The 17,377-nt window shown below is 71.8% G+C and carries 15 protein-coding genes; 1 reads left to right on the top strand and 14 read right to left on the bottom strand.

From position 1 onward, the window contains the following. Nucleotides 1-44: 44 nt before the first annotated feature. The 4 genes from BS75_RS44800 to BS75_RS26175 all read right to left on the bottom strand — a co-directional run bounded on the left by BS75_RS44800 (nt 45) and on the right by BS75_RS26175 (nt 5,732). A complete protein-coding gene (locus BS75_RS44800) occupies nt 45-1,286 on the bottom strand; it encodes a cellulase family glycosylhydrolase (RefSeq protein ID WP_052069703.1) in 1,242 nt (413 codons plus the stop codon). Between the two features lie 15 nt (nt 1,287-1,301). After that, on the bottom strand, nt 1,302-2,558 hold the full coding sequence (locus BS75_RS26185) for a cellulase family glycosylhydrolase (RefSeq protein WP_034090003.1): 1,257 nt from the start codon (nt 2,556-2,558) through the stop codon (nt 1,302-1,304). A 230-nt stretch (nt 2,559-2,788) separates the two neighbouring features. Further along, on the bottom strand, nt 2,789-3,853 hold the full coding sequence (locus BS75_RS26180; protein ID WP_034090002.1) for a 2-oxoacid:ferredoxin oxidoreductase subunit beta: 1,065 nt from the start codon (nt 3,851-3,853) through the stop codon (nt 2,789-2,791). After that, nucleotides 3,846-5,732: a 2-oxoacid:acceptor oxidoreductase subunit alpha gene (locus BS75_RS26175; protein ID WP_034090001.1), complete on the bottom strand. Its 1,887-nt coding sequence runs from the start codon at nt 5,730-5,732 to the stop codon at nt 3,846-3,848. Before BS75_RS26175 ends, BS75_RS26180 begins: the two co-directional genes overlap by 8 nt. 250 nt (nt 5,733-5,982) lie before the next feature. Between BS75_RS26175 and BS75_RS26170 the strand changes: the two genes are divergently transcribed. Then, nucleotides 5,983-6,276 (top strand): DUF6059 family protein, encoded by a 294-nt coding sequence (locus tag BS75_RS26170; protein WP_152646122.1) that lies wholly within the window; start codon nt 5,983-5,985, stop codon nt 6,274-6,276. A 16-nt stretch (nt 6,277-6,292) separates the two neighbouring features. Here the strand turns inward: BS75_RS26170 and BS75_RS26165 are convergent, their stop codons facing one another. The 10 genes from BS75_RS26165 to BS75_RS26120 all read right to left on the bottom strand — a co-directional run bounded on the left by BS75_RS26165 (nt 6,293) and on the right by BS75_RS26120 (nt 17,367). Continuing rightward, a complete protein-coding gene (locus tag BS75_RS26165) occupies nt 6,293-7,813 on the bottom strand; it encodes an FAD-dependent monooxygenase (protein WP_034089999.1) in 1,521 nt (506 codons plus the stop codon). A 77-nt stretch (nt 7,814-7,890) separates the two neighbouring features. After that, on the bottom strand, nt 7,891-8,133 hold the full coding sequence (locus BS75_RS26160) for an acyl-CoA carboxylase subunit epsilon (protein ID WP_034089998.1): 243 nt from the start codon (nt 8,131-8,133) through the stop codon (nt 7,891-7,893). Continuing rightward, the gene (locus tag BS75_RS26155; RefSeq protein ID WP_152646123.1) at nt 8,130-9,857 is read right to left on the bottom strand and encodes an acyl-CoA carboxylase subunit beta; all 1,728 of its coding nucleotides are present in this window, start codon (nt 9,855-9,857) and stop codon (nt 8,130-8,132) included. Before BS75_RS26155 ends, BS75_RS26160 begins: the two co-directional genes overlap by 4 nt. Nucleotides 9,858-9,911: 54 nt before the next feature. Next, nucleotides 9,912-10,955, bottom strand: coding sequence for a Gfo/Idh/MocA family protein (locus BS75_RS26150; protein ID WP_081982584.1), 1,044 nt, complete (start codon nt 10,953-10,955; stop codon nt 9,912-9,914). Then, entirely contained in the window at nt 10,948-12,405 is a 1,458-nt protein-coding gene (locus BS75_RS26145) for an NDP-hexose 2,3-dehydratase family protein (protein WP_034089997.1), read from the bottom strand. The genes BS75_RS26150 and BS75_RS26145 overlap by 8 nt, the downstream gene beginning before the upstream one ends. 81 nt (nt 12,406-12,486) lie before the next feature. Beyond that, nucleotides 12,487-13,266 (bottom strand): SDR family NAD(P)-dependent oxidoreductase, encoded by a 780-nt coding sequence (locus BS75_RS26140; RefSeq protein ID WP_034089996.1) that lies wholly within the window; start codon nt 13,264-13,266, stop codon nt 12,487-12,489. A gap of 43 nt (nt 13,267-13,309) precedes the next feature. Beyond that, nucleotides 13,310-14,593 (bottom strand): lipopolysaccharide biosynthesis protein RfbH, encoded by a 1,284-nt coding sequence (gene rfbH, locus BS75_RS26135; RefSeq protein WP_233444685.1) that lies wholly within the window; start codon nt 14,591-14,593, stop codon nt 13,310-13,312. Further along, nucleotides 14,487-15,620 (bottom strand): NAD-dependent epimerase/dehydratase family protein, encoded by a 1,134-nt coding sequence (locus BS75_RS46940; protein ID WP_231607898.1) that lies wholly within the window; start codon nt 15,618-15,620, stop codon nt 14,487-14,489. Before BS75_RS46940 ends, rfbH begins: the two co-directional genes overlap by 107 nt. A gap of 194 nt (nt 15,621-15,814) precedes the next feature. Next, nucleotides 15,815-16,537, bottom strand: coding sequence for a VC0807 family protein (locus tag BS75_RS26125; protein ID WP_042439887.1), 723 nt, complete (start codon nt 16,535-16,537; stop codon nt 15,815-15,817). A gap of 41 nt (nt 16,538-16,578) precedes the next feature. Continuing rightward, the gene (locus BS75_RS26120) at nt 16,579-17,367 is read right to left on the bottom strand and encodes an NAD-dependent epimerase/dehydratase family protein (RefSeq protein ID WP_034089994.1); all 789 of its coding nucleotides are present in this window, start codon (nt 17,365-17,367) and stop codon (nt 16,579-16,581) included. Between the last annotated feature and the right edge of the window lie 10 nt (nt 17,368-17,377).

Below are 17,377 nucleotides of genomic sequence, written 5' to 3'. Positions count from 1 at the left end.
TCCGGGCCGGCCGAGGCTCCGGACCGGCTACGGCGTCGGGCCGGCTACGGCGTCGGGGGCTGCAGCGACTTCTCGTAGGCGGCGATGGCGTTCTTGAACGCCGTGAAGGCCGGCTTCTCGCTCCCGTCGTAGCGCCGCAGGCCGTAGAAGAGCGAGCGGTAGTTCTTCTGCGCCGGCGTGCCGGTGTCCTGGTCGCTGAACCAGAACACCGCGCCCACATAGGGGTTGGCGGCGGCGGCCTTCACCGTGGCGGTGGCGATCTCGGCCTGGAACCCCTCGGTGACGTCCGTGGCGTTCGGCGGGATGGTGGTGCCGTCGGCCGCCGCCCCCGGGCCGTTGGTGGGCGCACCGGTCTCGGTGACCCAGACCGGCAGGTTCGGGGTCCCGTACTTGGTCAGCACCGCCTCCAGGTTGACGCTGCCGTAGCTGCTGATCCGCTGGAACGCGGTGCCGAAGGAGGTGGTGGCGGTGGGCAGGTACGGATAGGTGTAGGGGTGGTAGCTGATGGCGTTCACCAGCCGGTTGGCGCCGAGCTTCGAGACGGCGGCCAGGAAGTCGGTCGCCGAGACGTAGTTGATCTTCGGGTCGGTGGAGACCGCGGCGAGACCGCCCATCAGCAGGAACGCCTTGGGGTCCACCGAGCGGATCGCCTTGGCGGTCACCCTGAGCAGCGCGGTGTAGGCCGCCGGGTCCGGCTTGGGCCCCCAGAACGGGATGTTGGGCTCGTTCCAGATCTCCCAGGTGTGCACGCCCATCGGCGCGTACCGGGCCGCCGCCGTCCGCGCGAACGTGGCGAAGGCGTTCGGGTCCACCGGTGCGCAGGACTGGCCGTTGGCGCAGTCCGGCGAGCGCTCCCACGGCGGGGTGTAGGAGATCGTCGGCAGCACGCTCAGCCCGCGCGCCCGCGCCGCCTCGACCACCCGGTCGAAGCGCTGCCAGTCGTAGGTCCCCGGACCGTCCGGCTGGATGTCCTCCCAGGACAGGTCGGCGCGCACCCAGGTGGCACCGAGGGTCACCGCGTCGTTCAGCGCGCTGTCCAGCTTCTGGTCCGAGTCGAACGGGAGGGTGTCCCCGTAGGCGACGCCGAAGTCCAGCGGAATGCTCCGGGCGCCGCCCGTGCCCACCAGGCCGGCCGGGGCCGAGGCGGCGGCCTTGGCGCCCGGGGCCGTCGGCGCGTCCGAGGAGGACGCGTGGACCCCGAGGGCTGTGGCCACCAGGACGAAGACCAACGAGACGAGGCCGGTCCGCAGCCGCAGCCGCTGCCGTTCATCCGTTCGCTCAGCCATGCGGCACAGCTTAGGTCAGCCGCTGTCCGGCGTGGCGGCCGCCCTCGACCGCTGGTAGGCGGCGATGGCGTCCTTGAGGGCGGCGAAGGCGGGCTTCCGGGTGCCGTCGTAGCGCCGCAGCCCGTAGAACTGCGAACGGTCGGAGGGATCCGTGGGCGGCGCCGAGTCCTGGTCGGTGTACCAGAACAGGGTGTAGACGAAGGGGTTGGCGGCGGCCGCCCGCACGGTGTCGGTCGCGATCGCGGCCTGGAAGGCCTCCGTCACATGGGTGCTGTTCGGCGGGGTGCTCCGGCCGTCGGCCGCCGCCCCCGGCCCGTCGGTGGGCGCCCCGGTCTCGGTGATCCAGATCGGCATGTCCGGAGTTCCGTACTCGGCCAGCACCGCTTCCAGACTGCTGCCGCCGAAGTCGCTGATCCGCTGGAAGGGGGTCCCGAAGGAGGTGGTCGCGCTGGGCAGGTTGGGGTAGTTGTAGGGGTGGTAGCCGATCGCGTTCACCATCCGGTTGGCGCCGAGCTTCGAGACCGCGGCCAGGAAGTCGGTCTGCGAGAGGTAGCCCCGCGCCGGATCGGTCGGCACCGCGGCCAGACCGCCCATCACCAGGTACGCCTTCGGGTCCGCCGAACGGATCGCCGCGGACGTGTCGCGCAGCAGCGCGGTGTAGGCCACCGGGTCCGGCTGCGGCGCCCAGAAGCCGATGTTGGGCTCGTTCCAGATCTCCCAGACATGCACGCCCATCGGCGCGTACCGGGCCGCCGCCTCCCGGGCGAAGGCGGCGAAGGCGGCGGGATCCACCGGCGCGCAGGACTGGCCGCCGGTGCAGCCGGGCCGGCGCTCCCACGGCGGGGTGTAGGAGATCGTCGGCAGCACGTTCAGCCCCCGTGCCCGCGCCGCCGCCAACACCCGGTCGAACCGCTGCCACTGGAACTTGTCCGAGCTGTCCGGCTGGATGTCCTCCCAGGACAGGTCGGTGCGCACCCAGGTCACGCCGAGGGCCACCGCGTCGTCCAGCGCCCGGTCCAGCTGTTGGCCGGTGTCGAAGGTGAGGGTGTCCCCGTAGGACATCCCGAAGGCGAGCCGCTGCAACGGCTGCAGACTGGCCGGGGTGCCGGAGCCCAGGGCTGCGCCCTTGCTGCTGCCCGGACCCGACCCGAAGGAGACGAGCAGGACGATGGCGCACCCGGTCACCAGCAAGGTGACGCCCGCGCCCCAGAACCGCCGGCTCCGGCCGCCTCTCCTCTGCCAGGTGTCCAGCACCATGGTGCGCAGCATCATGGCGTGCAGCCTAGGGGAGCCCCCCGCCGGCGGTCCGGGCCCGGTCGGCGACCGGCCCCGGAACCGGCGTCAGCCCAGGCCGTCCCCGATGCGCCGCAGCGTCGCCGCCACGGGTGCCCGGCCCGCGGCGGCGTACACCTGCCCACGGGTGGAGCTGCACCGGTGGGTGGCCGCGTCACTCCGACCCGGAACCTGGCCCGCCGGCCGTTGGAGCCCGGGGCTGCCCGCGCTCAGCCCACCGTCCAGGTGTCGGCGCCGGTGAGGAGGGAGTCCAGCTCGCCCACGCCGCGCTGGGCGACCGCGGTGTCGAGCTGCTGGGCCATGAGGGTGTCGTAGACCGGTCGCCGGACGCTTCGCAGCACACCGATCGGGGTGTGGTGCAGGGTGTCCGGGTCCGCCAGCCGGGTCAGCGCGAAGGCGGTGCCCGGATCCGTTGCGTGGGCGTCGTGGACCAGGACCTCGGCCGCGTTCGCCTCGGTCACCGGGCCGGTGCCCAGCTGCCCGGTGACCCGGTCGCGGAACACCCCCATCGCGTCGCCCGGACCGAAGCGGATCGGCCGGCCGTGCTCCAGCCGGATCAGCGCGTGCTCGCGCGTCTCCGGCTCCTTCAGGGCGTCGAACGCACCGTCGTTGAAGATGTTGCAGTTCTGGTAGATCTCCACCAGCGCGGTGCCCTCGTGCTCGGCCGCCGCCCGCAGCACGGACTGCAGGTGCTGGCGGTCCGAGTCGATCGTCCGGGCCACGAACGTCGCCTCCGCCCCGATCGCCAGCGAGAGCGGGTTGAAGGGGGCGTCCAGCGAGCCCATCGGCGTCGACTTCGTGATCTTCCCGACCTCGCTGGTCGGCGAGTACTGCCCCTTGGTCAGCCCGTAGATCCGGTTGTTGAACAGCAGGATCTTCAGGTTCACGTTCCGCCGCAGCGCGTGGATCAGGTGGTTCCCGCCGATCGACAGCGCGTCACCGTCACCGGTCACCACCCACACCGACAGGTCCGTCCGCGAGGTGGCCAGCCCGGTCGCGATCGCCGGCGCCCGGCCGTGGATGGAGTGCATGCCGTAGGTGTTCAGGTAGTACGGGAACCGCGAGGAGCAGCCGATGCCCGAGATGAAGCAGATGTTCTCCCGGGCCAGCCCCAGCTCCGGCAGGAACGACTGGACCGCCGCCAGGATCGCGTAGTCCCCGCACCCCGGGCACCACCGCACCTCCTGGTCCGACTTGAAGTCCCTGGTGCCCAGCGGCGTGGTGCTCTTGGGGACCAGGGTCAGCGAGGGGTAGGTACCTGTGCGCTCAGGCATGGTCGTTCTCCGAGTAGGCGGTGATGGCGTCGGCGAGCTGGTCGGACTTGAAGGGCAGGCCGGTGACCTGGGTGAAGGACTGGGCGTCCACCAGGTACTTGGCCCGGATCAGGTGGGCGAGCTGCCCCAGGTTCATCTCCGGCACCAGCACCCGGTCGTAGGACGCCAGCACCTCGCCGAGGTTGGCCGGGAACGGATTCAGATGCCGCAGGTGCGCCTGCGCCACCCGCCCGCCGGCCGCCCGGACCCGCCGCACCCCGGCCGCGATCGGCCCGTAGGTCGAGCCCCACCCCAGCACCAGCACCCGGGCCGCGCCCGAGGGGTCGTCGACCTCGACGTCCGGCACCGTGATCCCGTCGATCTTCGCCTGCCGGGTGCGGACCATGTGGTCGTGGTTGGCCGGGTCGTAGGAGATGTTGCCCGTGCCGTCCTGCTTCTCGATCCCGCCGATCCGGTGCTCCAGCCCCGGCGTCCCCGGAACGGCCCACGGGCGCGCCAAGGTCTCCGGGTCCCGCTGGTACGGCCAGAAGCTCCCGTCCGGTCGGTTCGGCTCCCGGGTGAACTCCACCCGCAGGTCCGGCAGTTCGTCCCGCTCCGGGATCCGCCACGGCTCCGAGCCGTTCGCCAGGTACCCGTCGGACAGCAGGAACACCGGCGTCCGGTAGGTCAACGCGATCCGCGCCGCCTCCAGCACCGCCGGGAAGCAGTCACCCGCCGTCGCCGGCGCGACGATCGGCACGGGGGCCTCGCCGTTGCGGCCGTACATCGCCTGCAGCAGATCCGCCTGCTCCGTCTTGGTCGGCAGGCCGGTGCTGGGCCCGCCCCGCTGGATGTCGATGATCACCAACGGCAGTTCCAGGGACACCGCCAGCCCGATGGTCTCCGACTTCAGCGCCACTCCCGGCCCCGAGGTGGTCGTCACCCCCAGGGCCCCGCCGAACGCCGCCCCCAGCGCCGCGCCGATCCCGGCGATCTCGTCCTCCGCCTGGAAGGTGCGCACCCCGAAGTTCTTGTGCTTGCTCAGCTCGTGCAGGATGTCCGACGCCGGCGTGATCGGGTAGGAGCCCAGGAACAGCGGCAGCCCCGAGAGCTCCGCGGCCGCCACCAGCCCGTAGGACAGGGCCAGGTTCCCCGACATGCTCCGGTACCGCCCCGGTGCGAACGCCGACGACGCCGGGGCCACCTCGTACGAGGTGGCGAACTCCTCCGTCGTCTCGCCGTAGTTCCAACCAGCCCTGAAGGCCCGGATATTGGCCTCGGCGATCTCCGGCCGCTTGGCGAACTTGGTCCGCAGGAACCCCTCCGTGCCCTCCGTCGGGCGGTGGTACATCCAGCTCAGCAGCCCGAGCGCGAACATGTTCTTCGCCCGCTCCGCGTCCTTGCGGGCCAGTCCGGAGTCCTTCAGCGCCTCCACCGTCAGCGTCGTCAGCGGCACCCGGTGCAGCGCATAGGCCTCCAGACTGCCGTCGGCCAACGGATCGGCCGCATAGCCGGCCTTCGCCAGCGCCCGCTTGGTGAACTCGTCGGTGTTCACGATGACCTCCGCACCACGCGGAACGTCCCCGAGATTCGCCTTCAGCGCCGCCGGGTTCATCGCCACCAGCACGTCCGGGGCGTCACCCGGAGTCAGGATGTCGTGGTCGGCGAAGTGCAGCTGGAACGAGGAGACTCCCGGCAGCGTCCCTGCGGGAGCCCGGATCTCGGCCGGGAAGTTCGGCAGGGTCGACAGGTCGTTGCCGAACCCGGCGGTCTCCGTCGTGAACCGGTCCCCCGTCAACTGCATCCCGTCCCCGGAGTCCCCCGCGAACCGGATCACCACCTGGTTCAGCTTGCTGATCTGCTTGGGTACTGCGCCGTTGGCGTCCACAGCGCTTTCCATCGATTCGACAAGCACGTGACCCGAGACCTCCACCCGTCCTGCACCGACCTGTTCCGGCTGCGCCCGTTGCGCACACCCCGTGACTCTGCCCCGGAGCGTTCGCACGCCGGTCGAACCGCTCTCGACAAACCGGCGCTCGGCACGGGCGGCACTCGGCCGCCACCCGACGCGGTGTCGACCGCGATTCCAGCAGCGGCATGCATCCTCCCTTTCTCCCCGGCGCTTGCCCGGGAAGAAGGGGAGGACAGGCATGGCTGCTCGAACAGGATGGATGCGTCGGCTGCTGAAGCGTTGCGGCCGACCTGTGGGTGACGCCCTCACCGTCATCGGCGGCCTCAGCAGGCGCAGGCAGACCCAGCGCAATCGCGGACGGCTCCGGACGATCGACCGTCGCTACCTGATGCTGATGCCGGGCGACGAGGACGGGCCGCCGCCCGGGCACCCGGAGCGGCTGTGCCGGGACGTCCCGCTCACCGCCCAGGAGATGATGCTCATGTGGGAGCTGGAGTTCCCCTACGGGACGTCCCATCTGGAGGGGTGGTAGCCGCCGTGACGTGACCTCAGCCGAACCAGGTGGCCAGTGCCGCTTCGAGCGGCACGTCGGCCGACGGCGCGCCGCTGTCCGCCGCCCAGGCGACGCAGCCGTCCGGGCGCACCAGCAGTGCGGCCGTGCCCGGCCGCTCGGCGCTGCTCAGGGTCACCGTCCGCACCCGCTCCCGGTAGCCCTCCGCACCGGCCCGCAGCTCGGGGTCGTCCAGGAGGTCGAGCAGCAGCCCCCGGCCGTCGTGGAGGTGGTCGGCGAGCCGGCTGCCGTCGGCCAGCAGCAGGTCGGGAGCGCTGCGGCCGACGAGCGGATGGTCGCCGGGCAGCTCGTAGCGCTGCTGGACCCCGGAGATCATCCGGACGAAGTAGCCGGTCCCGGTCCCGGTGTTCATCAGGTCGCCGACGACCGTGCGCAACGCCCGGCTGGCCGGTTCGGGACGCATCAGCAGCACCTGGGCGCGGGTCCAGTCCAGCACCCTGGCTCCGATGGGGTGCCGTTCGGCGGTGTAGGTGTCGAGCAGTCGCTCCGCCTTCGGGTCGCGGACCACCGCGGCCAGCTTCCAGCCGAGGTTCATCGCGTCGCCGATGCCGAGGTTCAGCCCCTGCGCCCCGAAGGGCGCGTGGACATGGGCGGCGTCGCCGGCCAGCAGCACCCGGCCGAGCCGGTAGGTGGACGCCTGACGGGCGTTGTCGGTGAAGCGGGTGCCGCTGGCGACCCGGTCGACCACGACCGGCAGCCCGGAGACCCGGCGCAGGCTGCCCTGCAGCTCCTCGGCGGTGACCGGCCCCTCGCGGTCCACCGGCGGTCCGTCGAACTCCACCGTGAGGATCCGCCCGGGCAGCGGGCCGTGGACGTAGACGCCGGTGTCGGTGAGGTTCCAACCGGCTCGCAGGCCGTCCGTGCGGCTCAGTTCGACCACGGCCTGATGGCCGGTGATCTCGCCCTCGGTTCCGGGAAAGGCGAATCCGCTCAGCTTTCGCACCGCGCTGCGTCCGCCGTCGCAGCCGACCAGCCACGGGGCGCGGAAGGAGCTGTCGCCGGCCTGTACGGTCACGCCCTCGTCGTCCGCCGCCAGCCCGGTCACCTCGGTGCCGGTCAGCAGTCGCACCCCCAGCTCCGCCGCGCGCTCGGCCAGGATCCGCTCGATGTCGCGCTGCGGGATCAGACCGACGGCCTCGACCGGGCCGAGACCGGCGAACTCCGGGTCGTCCGGGTCCAGCAGGTCCGCGCTGAGCATCATCCCGGCGAAGTGGCCGAGCGGCCTGGGCGGCACCGCCGTCGGCGCGTCCGCCGGCTGCTGCCGGAGGAACTGCCGCATCCGCTCCAGGTTCTCCCGCTGGGCCCGGGTCAGCGCCGGCAGCAGTCCCCGCCGGTGGAACGCCTCCATCGTGGGGGCGTTGACGGAGCCGGCCTTGATGGTCAGGTCCGGTTCACGCCGACGTTCGAGAACCAGGACGTCGACCCCCGCCAGCCGCAACTCGCAGGCGAGCAGCAGTCCCACGGGTCCGCCCCCGGCCACGATCACCTCAGTGTCCATGGGTTCACTCTAGGCAGGGGGCGCGACCGCTTTGTGGAATACCTCGGAAATGGGACCGGGATCATCGTGACCTGGCGTCAGTTCCTGGGCGAACTCCAGTCCGGAAGGTCGGGAGCGGCCCAGGCTCCCGCCGTCCGGTGCCCCGCCAGTTCGCGGGACCAGCGGGCCGGGCCCGAGCGCTGCGGGGGGAGCGCCTCCGCGGTCCGCGCCCGGGTCAGCAGCACGGCGGTCAGCGCCGCCAGCTCCTCCGGGGCGACCTCGCCCCGGACGATGCTGAACAGCGGCTGCGGCGCCGGTGGCGCCGATGCCCCGGCGCTCACTGGGGCTGGTTCCCATGCTTGCGGCTGGGCAGCGGCACATGCTTGGCGCGCAGCATCGCGAGACCGCCGATGAGCCGGCTCCGGGTCTCGCCCGGGTCTATCACATCGTCCACCAGTCCGCGTTCGGCGGCGTAGTAGGGGTGCATCAGCTCCGTGCGGTACTCCTGGATGCGTTCGGCCCGGGTCCGATCGGGATCCTCGGAGGCGGCGATCTCGCGGCGGAAGACCACGTTGGCGGCCCCCTCCGCGCCCATCACGGCGATCTCGTTGGTCGGCCAGGCGAGCGAGAGGTCGGTCCCGATGGAGCGCGAGTCCATGACGATGTAGGCGCCGCCGTAGGCCTTGCGCAGGATCAGCTGGATGCGCGGCACGGTGGCGTTGCAGTACGCGTACAGCAGCTTGGCGCCGTGGCGGATGACCCCGCCGTGCTCCTGGGCGACGCCCGGCAGGAAGCCCGGCACGTCGACCAGGGTCACCAGCGGGATGTTGAAGGCGTCGCACAGCTGGACGAAGCGGGCCGCCTTCTCCGACGAGTGGATGTCCAGCACGCCCGCGAGCGACTGGGGTTGATTGGCGACGATGCCGACCACGTCCCCGCCGAGCCGGGTCAGCGCGCAGACGATGTTGGGCGCCCAGCGCTCGTGCACCTCGAAGAACTCGCCGTCGTCGACGATCTCGGCGATCACCGCGCGCATGTCGTAGGAGCGGTTGGGGTCCGCCGGAACCAGGTCGAGCAGGGCGTCGGTGCGCCGGTCCACCGGGTCCGACTCCAGCTCCCGCGGCGGAAGTTCACGGTTGTTGGCCGGCAGCAGCGAGAGCAGGTGCCGGACGTCGGCGAGGCAGCTCTCCTCGTCGTCGCTGACGAAGGCCGCCACTCCGGTGGTCTCCGCGTGGACGTCCGCGCCGCCGAGGCCGTTCTGGCTGATCTTCTCGCCGGTGACCGCCTGGACCACGTCGGGCCCGGTGATGAACATCTGCGAGGTGCCGCGGACCATGAACACGAAGTCGGTGAGCGCGGGCGAGTAGGCGGCGCCGCCGGCGCACGGCCCGAGCATCACGCTGATCTGCGGGATCACCCCGGAGTTGCGGACATTGCGCTGGAAGATGCCGCCGTAGCCGGCGAGCGCGGTGACGCCCTCCTGGATCCGGGCCCCGGCGCCGTCGCAGAGGCCGATGACGGGCGCTCCGGCGGCCGCCGCCAGGTCCATGATCTTGTGGATCTTCTGGGCGTGGGCCTCGCCGAGCGCGCCGCCGAAGATCCGGAAGTCGTGGGCGTAGGCGAACACCTGCCGGCCGTCCACCTGTCCCCAGCCGATGACCACCCCGTCGGTGTGGGGCTTCTTGGCCTCCAGTCCGAAGCCGGTGGCCCGGTGCCGGCGCAACCCCTCGACCTCGGTGAAGCTCCCCGGGTCGAAGAGCAGGTCGAGCCGCTCCCTGGCGGTGAGCTTGCCCTTGGCGTGCTGGGCCTCGGTGGCCTGGTCACTCGGTCCGCGCAGGACCTCGGCGCGCTTCTCCGCCAGTTCCGCCGCCCGCTCCCGGGCGCTCAGCGGCGCGGTGGGCGCCGGCTCCGCAGCCGGCTCCGCAGCCGGCTCCGGGCGGGCGGCCGGGGGGCCGGCCGGAGCCGGCCGGGGCCTGGACGGGGGTGCGGTCGGAACTGGTCCGGTGCGACGGAGCGAGGCCGGGGTCTCGATCCGCAGCTGTGGCCGGTCGTCAACTATGCTCATCGGCTTCCATTCCTCCTGTGGGGGCCGGCTGCCGCCCGGCAGCCGGCTACAAGGTCAGCTCGACGGCTCGGGGGAGACTGGAGTGCCGCCGGTGCGGGCGTGCTGCCGGATCGCGTCGAGCAGCGCCGCCTGTTCCAGGCACTCCTCGGCGTCCGGAGCGCCTGCGACACCGCTGCGGACCGCCTCCACGAAGGCCCGCACCGTCGCCGCCACCTGGTCCTCCGGGGCGAGCACCACCGGCCGCACGGAGCCGGGAAGTTCGACCTGCACGACCGGCGCATGGTCCCCGCCGGGCGTGAACACCCGCTCGACCCGGATTCGACCCCGGCTGCCCCACAGTTCGTAGGCGGACCGGTAGGCCAGACCGATGCCGAAGGTGAGCTGGGCGAACACCCCGTCGGGCGTGGTCAGCAGGGCCGCCCCGGCGGTCTCCACGGACTTGCCCGGCGAGCTGTACAGGGCGGCGCCGACCACCCGCAGGCCGCCGCCCAGCATCTGCAGCGCCCCCCGGACCGGGTACAGGCCGACGTCCAGCAGGGCGCCGCCGCCGAGCTCCGACTGGTAGCGGATGTCCTCCGGCGGAAGCTCGGGAATGGCGAAGTCGGCCCGGAAGGACCTGAGTTCACCGATGGTGCCGTCGGCGACCAGCTTGCGGACGGCGGCGTGCTGGCCGTGGTGGACGAACATCACGTTCTCCAGCAGCACCAGGCCGCGTTCCTCGGCCAGGTCCAGCAGCCGCCGGGCCGTGACCGGGTCCATCGCCAGCGGCTTCTCGGCCAGCACGTGCTTGCCGGCGCGCAGCGCGCGCTCGGCCCAGTCGGCGTGGAGGGCCACCGGCAGCGGCACGTAGACCGCGTCCACCTCGTCCATGGCCAGCAGGTTCGCGTAGCCGGTGACCGACGCGCAGCCGTAGGCGGCGGCGAGCTCGTCGGCCCGCCCGGGCGCACGGCCGGCGACCGCCACGATCTCGATGCCGGGCTCCGCCGCCAGGGCGGGCAGCATCCGGCGTCGGGCGATGTCGGCACTGCCGAGGACACCGACCCGCAGAGCGGGCCGGGGATCCGCCGTCCCCGGCCCTTCGACTATCTCCTCATTCATTCTGCTCGGTACCACCCATCGCATTCAGGCAAGCCAGAAGAGTCCGTGCTTGTACGTTCACATAGTGACTGTGCCGCACGAGGCTGCTCAACTGCCCCGGCGTAACCCATCGGTATCCTTCCACCGGTTCGAGCGCGGCAGCTGCTTCGCCCTCGAACACCTCTACGACCAGGTAGCGGCTCTCGGCATTGAGGAAGCGGCCGCCCTCCTCGGCGTGAACCGCCTCGTAGCGGACCCGGGCGGGGTTGGCGGAGAGCACCAGGTCCAGGAACGGCGGGCGCTCCTCCTCCGCCAGGTGGTCGTAGTTGCCCGGGGTGTACTGGACCGTCGGGCCCAGCTCGATGGTGTCCAGGAAGCCGCCCTCGACCCTGGCGTGCACCAGGACGTGCAGCACGCCCTCGATGATGCAGGCGAGGAAGGCGGAGACGCCGCGGCCGCAGGGCTCGATCATCGGCTGGGTCCAGCCGGTCACCTCGCGGTTGCCGGCGGTGACGGAGAGCGCCACCACCCGGAAGTACCGGCCGTCCTCCCGCTCGATCGACGACTCGCCGCGCTTCCAGCCGGGCAGCCCGGTCAGCGGAATGCGTTCGGCGTCGACGTCGTGCCGGGAGCGCTCGGCGGTGAACCAGGAGCGGAGCTCGGTGTCGGAGTGGAGGGCGCCCGCGCTCTGGTCGCGGGAGCGGTCCAGGGCCGCCGCGAAGGTCACCTCCTCCTCCGCCCAGGTGCCGGTCGCGGCCATCGGCGCGGTGGCCAGCACCGTCCGGGAGTCCATGTTGACCACGTTGTCCCGGTGCAGCAGCTCGGCGAGCTGACCGAAGGTCAGCCAGACGAAGTCCTCGTGCACCGGCACCTCGCCGATGGCCTCCACGATCATGTTCCGGTTGCTCTTGTGGTAGAACCACGAGCCGTGCTCGGACTGCAGCATGTCGGAGAGCACCCGGCCGGACCTCGGCTGGGTGAAGTACTCCAGGTACTTCACGTCCGCGCCGTGGTGCACCTTGGTGTAGTTGCTGCGGGTGGCCTGGACGGTGGGCGACAGCTGCAGCAGGTTCGGGTTGCCCGGCTCCATCTTGGCCTGCATCAGGCAGTGCAGGACCCCGTCGAACTCCTTCACCAGGATGCCGAGGATGCCCACCTCGGGCTGCTTGATGATCGGCTGGTACCAGTCGCGGAAGAGCCCGGTGTCGCAGGTGACGTGCAGCCCCTCGACGGCGAAGAACCTCCCGCTGCGGTGCACCAGGTTGCAGGTGCCCTCCTGGAAGGACCAGCCGTCCAGCTCCGCGAAGGGGATCCGGTCCACCCGGAAGTCGTTGGCCCGACGGCGTTCGTCCAGCCAGGCGGGGAAGTCCTCGGTCCGCATCACGGAGCCCCGGGTGGTGGCTGCCGAGCGGGCGATTCGGGCCGGCAGGTCCGGGTCCATACGGGACCGCAGCAGTGCCGGCAGGGTCATTTCGGTTGCTATTTCAGGCGACACGGTTTCCCCTTCGATCGGGATCGGACAGGTGCGGTTGAAAGGTACGGATGAGTGCGGCTAGCGGCCGCCGGCCACCGTCAGCGATTCGCCGGTGATGTTGCCGTTGGCCTCCGAGCACAGGAAGACCACGCTCCGGGCCACCTCGGCGGGGGCGGTCAACCGGCCGGTCGGCGTGGCCTGCGCCTCCCGGTCACGCACCGCGCCGGGCAGGGCGGCGACGACCTGCTCGGTCGCGGTCAGCCCCGGGCAGACCACGTTGACCAGCACCCCGGAGTCGCCCAGGTCCCACATCAGGCTGCGGGCCAGTCCGTGCAGACCGGCCTTGGCGGCGCCGTAGAACTCCTGGCCCTGGTTGCCGCCGAGCGCGTTGTGGGAGGAGATCAGGACGATCCGGCCCCAGCCCCGGCGGCGCATCCCGCCCACCGCGCACTGGACCGTGCTGATGGCAGGGGCCAGGTTGTCGTCGACGACCGGGCGCCAGGCCTCCTCGGGTACGTCCTCGAAGCGGGTGCCCGGCACCCGGCGGGCGCCCCGGTGCACCGCGTTCACCACCAGGACGTCCAGGGAGCCCCAGCGGTCCTCGACCGCCGCCACCGCGCGCTGCGCGGAGCCGGGCTCGTCCAGGGCGTAGCGCAGGGCGAAGGCGCGGTCCGGGTCGGCGGCCGGGTCGCCGCCCCCGCGCAGTTCGGCGACGAGCTTCTCGGCGGCCTCGTGGTCGGAGCGGTAGGTCACCGCCACCCGGGCCCCCTCGGCCGCGAAAGCCCGGGCGATCTCGCTGCCGATGCCGCCGGTCGCGCCGGTCACCAGCACCGTCCGCCCGTTCAGGCCCAGGTCCACGACGGCTCCTTCCGGTCCGGAGTCGGTGTACGGGATCCGCCGGTCATCCGTGGGCCCCCACGAACTCCTTCATGGAGGAGGCGATGTAGTCGATCATCTCCTCGGTGAGCCCGGGGTAGACCCCCACCCAGAAGGTGTGCTCGGTGACCAGGTCGCTGTTCTCCAGGCTGCCGGACACCCGGTGCGGCTGGTCGACGTAGGCCGGCTGCCGGGTGAGGTTGCCGGCGAAGAGCCGACGGGTGCCGATCTTCCGGCTCTCCAGGAAGTCCACCAGCGCGGCCCGGTGGAACGGGGCCTCCGGGTCCACCGTGACCACGAACCCGAACCAACTCGGGTCGCTGCGCGGCGTGGCCTCCGGCAGGATCAGCCACGGCACGCCGTCCAGGCTCTCCCGCAGCCGCTGCCAGTTGCTGCGGCGGGCGGCGATGAACGAGTCCAGCTTGGCCAGCTGGGTCAGCCCCAGCGCGGCCTGCAGGTCGGTCGCCTTCAGGTTGTAGCCGACGTGGGAGAAGATGTACTTGTGGTCGTAGCCGGCCGGCAGGGTCCCCATCTGGTAGTTGAAGCGCTTGAGGCACTTGTTGCTCTCGCCCGGCTCGCACCAGCAGTCCCGGCCCCAGTCGCGCAGCGACTCCACGATCCGGGCCAGCGCCAGGTTCCCGGTGAGGACGCAGCCGCCCTCACCCATCGTCAGGTGGTGCGCCGGGTAGAAGCTGACGGTGGATATGTCACCGAAGGTACCGGTGAGCTTGCCGTCGTAGGTGGCGCCCACCGCGTCGCAGTTGTCCTCGATCAGGAACAGCCCGTGGTCCTCGGCCAGCTGCGCCACCTCGGCCACCGGGAACGGGTTGCCCAGGGCGTGGGCCACGATGATCGCCCTGGTGCGCGGGCCGATGGCGGCCTCGATGCGCTCCGCCGTGGTGTTGTAGGTCCGCAGGTCCACGTCGACGAAGACCGGGATCAGACCGTTCTGCAGGATCGGGTTGACCGTGGTCGGGAAGCCCGCCGCCACCGTGATCACCTCATCGCCGGGGACCAGGCGCTGGTCGCCCAGGTGGTGCGAGGTGAGGGCGGTGATCGCCAGGAGGTTGGCCGAGGAGCCCGAGTTGGTCAGGTGCGCCTTGCGGAGCTTCAGCCGGCGCGCGAACGCCGACTCGAACTTCCGCGAGCTGTGGCCCGCCGCGATCCGCAGGTCCAGCGCGGCCTCCACCAGCGCAATCCGGTCATCTGCCTCCAGCACCGCCCCCGACGGCCAGATCTCGGTGACGCCGGGCTCGAACGGGCGATTGTTCCGCTGCTCCTCGTGGTACTTCCGCACCTCGTCGAGCACTAGAGCCTTCTGATCGGTCATCTTCGCTGCCTCTCTGTTCGGTTCGGCACTCCGGCCGCGGCCCGCTGTCCCTTGACCTTGCACCGGTGGGCTCGAACGCCCCTGGAAGTCCGATGGGGGCGAGCAGGTCCCGCAGCGAGCGGTCGAGCGAACGGCGCGGACGCCAGCCCAGGTCCCGGCCGGCCGCCGAGACGTCCAGGAGCTGCCGGTCGGCGCCGCCGCGCGGGTTGCCCGCCACGCCCTCCTCCACGATCCGTACCGGCAGCCCGGACAGCTCGACCATCCGCCGGACCAGCAGCCGCACCGGGACCGGCTCCCCGGCGGCGATGTTGAACACCCGCCCGGTACAGGTCGCCAGCGCCGCCGCGGACACCGCGTCGGCCGCGTCTCTGACGTCCACGAAGTCCCGGTAGGACACCAGCGGCGCCAGCCGGAGCTCCGGGACCGGACGTCCGGCGGCGGCCTCCGCCGCGGCCAGGGCGAGCTGGCGGGCCACCACCCCCGGCAGGCTGTCGGCGGGGGCCCCCGGGCCGATCACATTGGACAGCCGCAGCACCACCCCGCCGGCGGCGACCACCGCCCGGCTGCCCCGCGCCTTGGTCCGCCCGTAGAAGCCGACGGGCTCGGGCCGCCGGTCCTCGGTCACCGGCCCGCCGGGCGGCGTGGGGCCGTACTCGTGGACGGAACCCGGGTGGACGATCCGGAACGGGCGCGGCAGCAGGCCGGCGGCCCCGGCCAGGGCCCGGGGCACCTCCTCGTTGAGGAGTCTCATCTGCTGGTCCGTCACTCCCCAGACCGCGCCGGCGGCGTTGACCACGACCTCGGGCGCGCAGCGGGCCAGGACCTCCGCCAGCCGCTCGGGAGTGGCCTCGGCCAGGTCCAGCCGGTCGCGGGTGATCCGGTGGACGGTGAGGCCGGCTGCCTCCAGGGTCGTGCAGACCTGTGCGCCGAGGAATCCGGTGCTGCCGAGCACCGCCACCGTTCGGACGGGGTGACCGGGGTGGGCGGTCGGGCCGTTGACGGCCATGTCACTGCTCCTCTCGTGCGCCGTGACGCGACGACTCGAACTCGATGACTCGATGACTTGATGACTGACGAAACGCCGCCGACCGGCTCGCCGCAGTGACTGCGGGACCGGTCGGCGCTGTATCCGTACTGCTCTTCCGCGCTGCTCTCGCGCGCTGCTCGTCGGTGCTCGTCCGGCTCTGCCGGTCGGGTCGGTCAGGCCGCGGTCCTGACCGCGGCCGGGAGCCCGTCCTCCACCTTCTCCGCGCTCTGCGCCTCCAGCAGCTTCTCGGCGCGGTCGGACACCACGCCGGTCCCGGCGACCAGGACGCCGATGGCCGCGACCAGGATCACCGTGGACATCCAGACCATGGTGCTCACCGGGAGGGTGAACGCACCGACGACCCGCAGCACGCAGTCGCTCAGCAGGCCGACGCCCCAGAGCAGGCTCACCCGCGACAGCGAGCGGCGGAACTCGGGCGAGGTCTCGTTCAGCGCCTGCCAGGCGGCCTCCTTGGCGGCCGCGCCCTTCGTCATGAAGGGGCGGATGGCGTTGTTCATCAGCGGCTGGCTGGTGAACGCGGACCATCCGATGGACAGCCCGATCACGCCGGTCCCCAGCGACTCCTTGGCCAGCATCAGCCGGGCGTCGCCGGTGATCACGCTGATGGCCGCGCCGGCCAGGGTGACCACGAACATCAGCAGGGCCAGCCCGTTGATCGAACGTTCACGCACCAGTGCGACGACCGTCCGCAGTCCGGGCACGACGCTGCTGATGAACAGCGACTCGACCGTGCCGAGCTTCGCTCCGCCGTGCAGGACGTAGTACAGCACCAGCGGGATCGCGACATCGATGAGCAGGGGGCGGAGGGCAGACCCGAGCTGGCTCTGCTCCCGCACCGGCTGCGCGGTCGGGCCGCCCGTGACGGCTTTCCTCATGAGGTTCTCCTTCTTCGTTCCGGTGACGGAAGCTCTCTGCTTCACACTGGCAGCGCCGACTTGAGCGCCGGTCGAGTCGTGGCTCCCGACCTGGCGACCTCCAGCGGGAAGGCCAGGAGGGCGCGTCGGTAGTAGTCGGCGCCGAAGCCGAGCCCCTCCACCTCGGGGACCAGGGAGCGGAGCCGGTCGACGCAGACCTCCGTCGAGGCGCCCGAGGTCCGGTACTCCCGGTGCGCCCGGACCCCGAGCATCCGCTCCAGCTGGTTGATGATCAGCTCGACGCTCGCGGCGTGGCCGCAGGCGACGTTCACCGTGTCCCGGCGCAGGCCCAGGGACAGCAGTCGGTCGATCAGCAGCACTGCGTCGTCGGCCCTGATCAGGTCGCGCGTCGCGCCGCGGTGGATGTGCACCGTGCCCGAGCCGATCTGCCGGACCAGCACCGGGATCAGCTGGTGCGAGGGCTGGCCGGGGCCGACCATGTGGCTGAGCCTGATGATCAGGTGGTCCGCCCCGGACTCGGCCAACTGCTCTTCCATGGCCAGCTTGTGGCGGCCGTAGGGGGTCGGCGGGGCGGCTGGGTCGTCCTCACGGGCCGGGCCGGCGCCCAGCCCGTACATGCCGCTGGACGCGGTCGAGAAGAACAGCAGGCGGCGACCGGTTTCGACGCAGTTCCGCGCGACGCTGCGGAGGAGGTCGGACTCCCGGGCGAAGTCCGCTTCCGAGGTTCCGTCCGCCCAGGAGACCCCGGCGGCGAGTGCCACGGTGTCCGGGTGACGATCGGCGATCGGAAGGAGGCTCCGGGCGAGAAAGCCGTTTCCCACTATGTCCATGGCTGAGTCC

The organism is Streptacidiphilus albus JL83 (assembly GCF_000744705.1).
Classification (GTDB): Bacteria; Actinomycetota; Actinomycetes; order Streptomycetales; family Streptomycetaceae; genus Streptacidiphilus; species Streptacidiphilus albus.
This window is presented reverse-complemented; position numbering and strand designations above follow the sequence as displayed.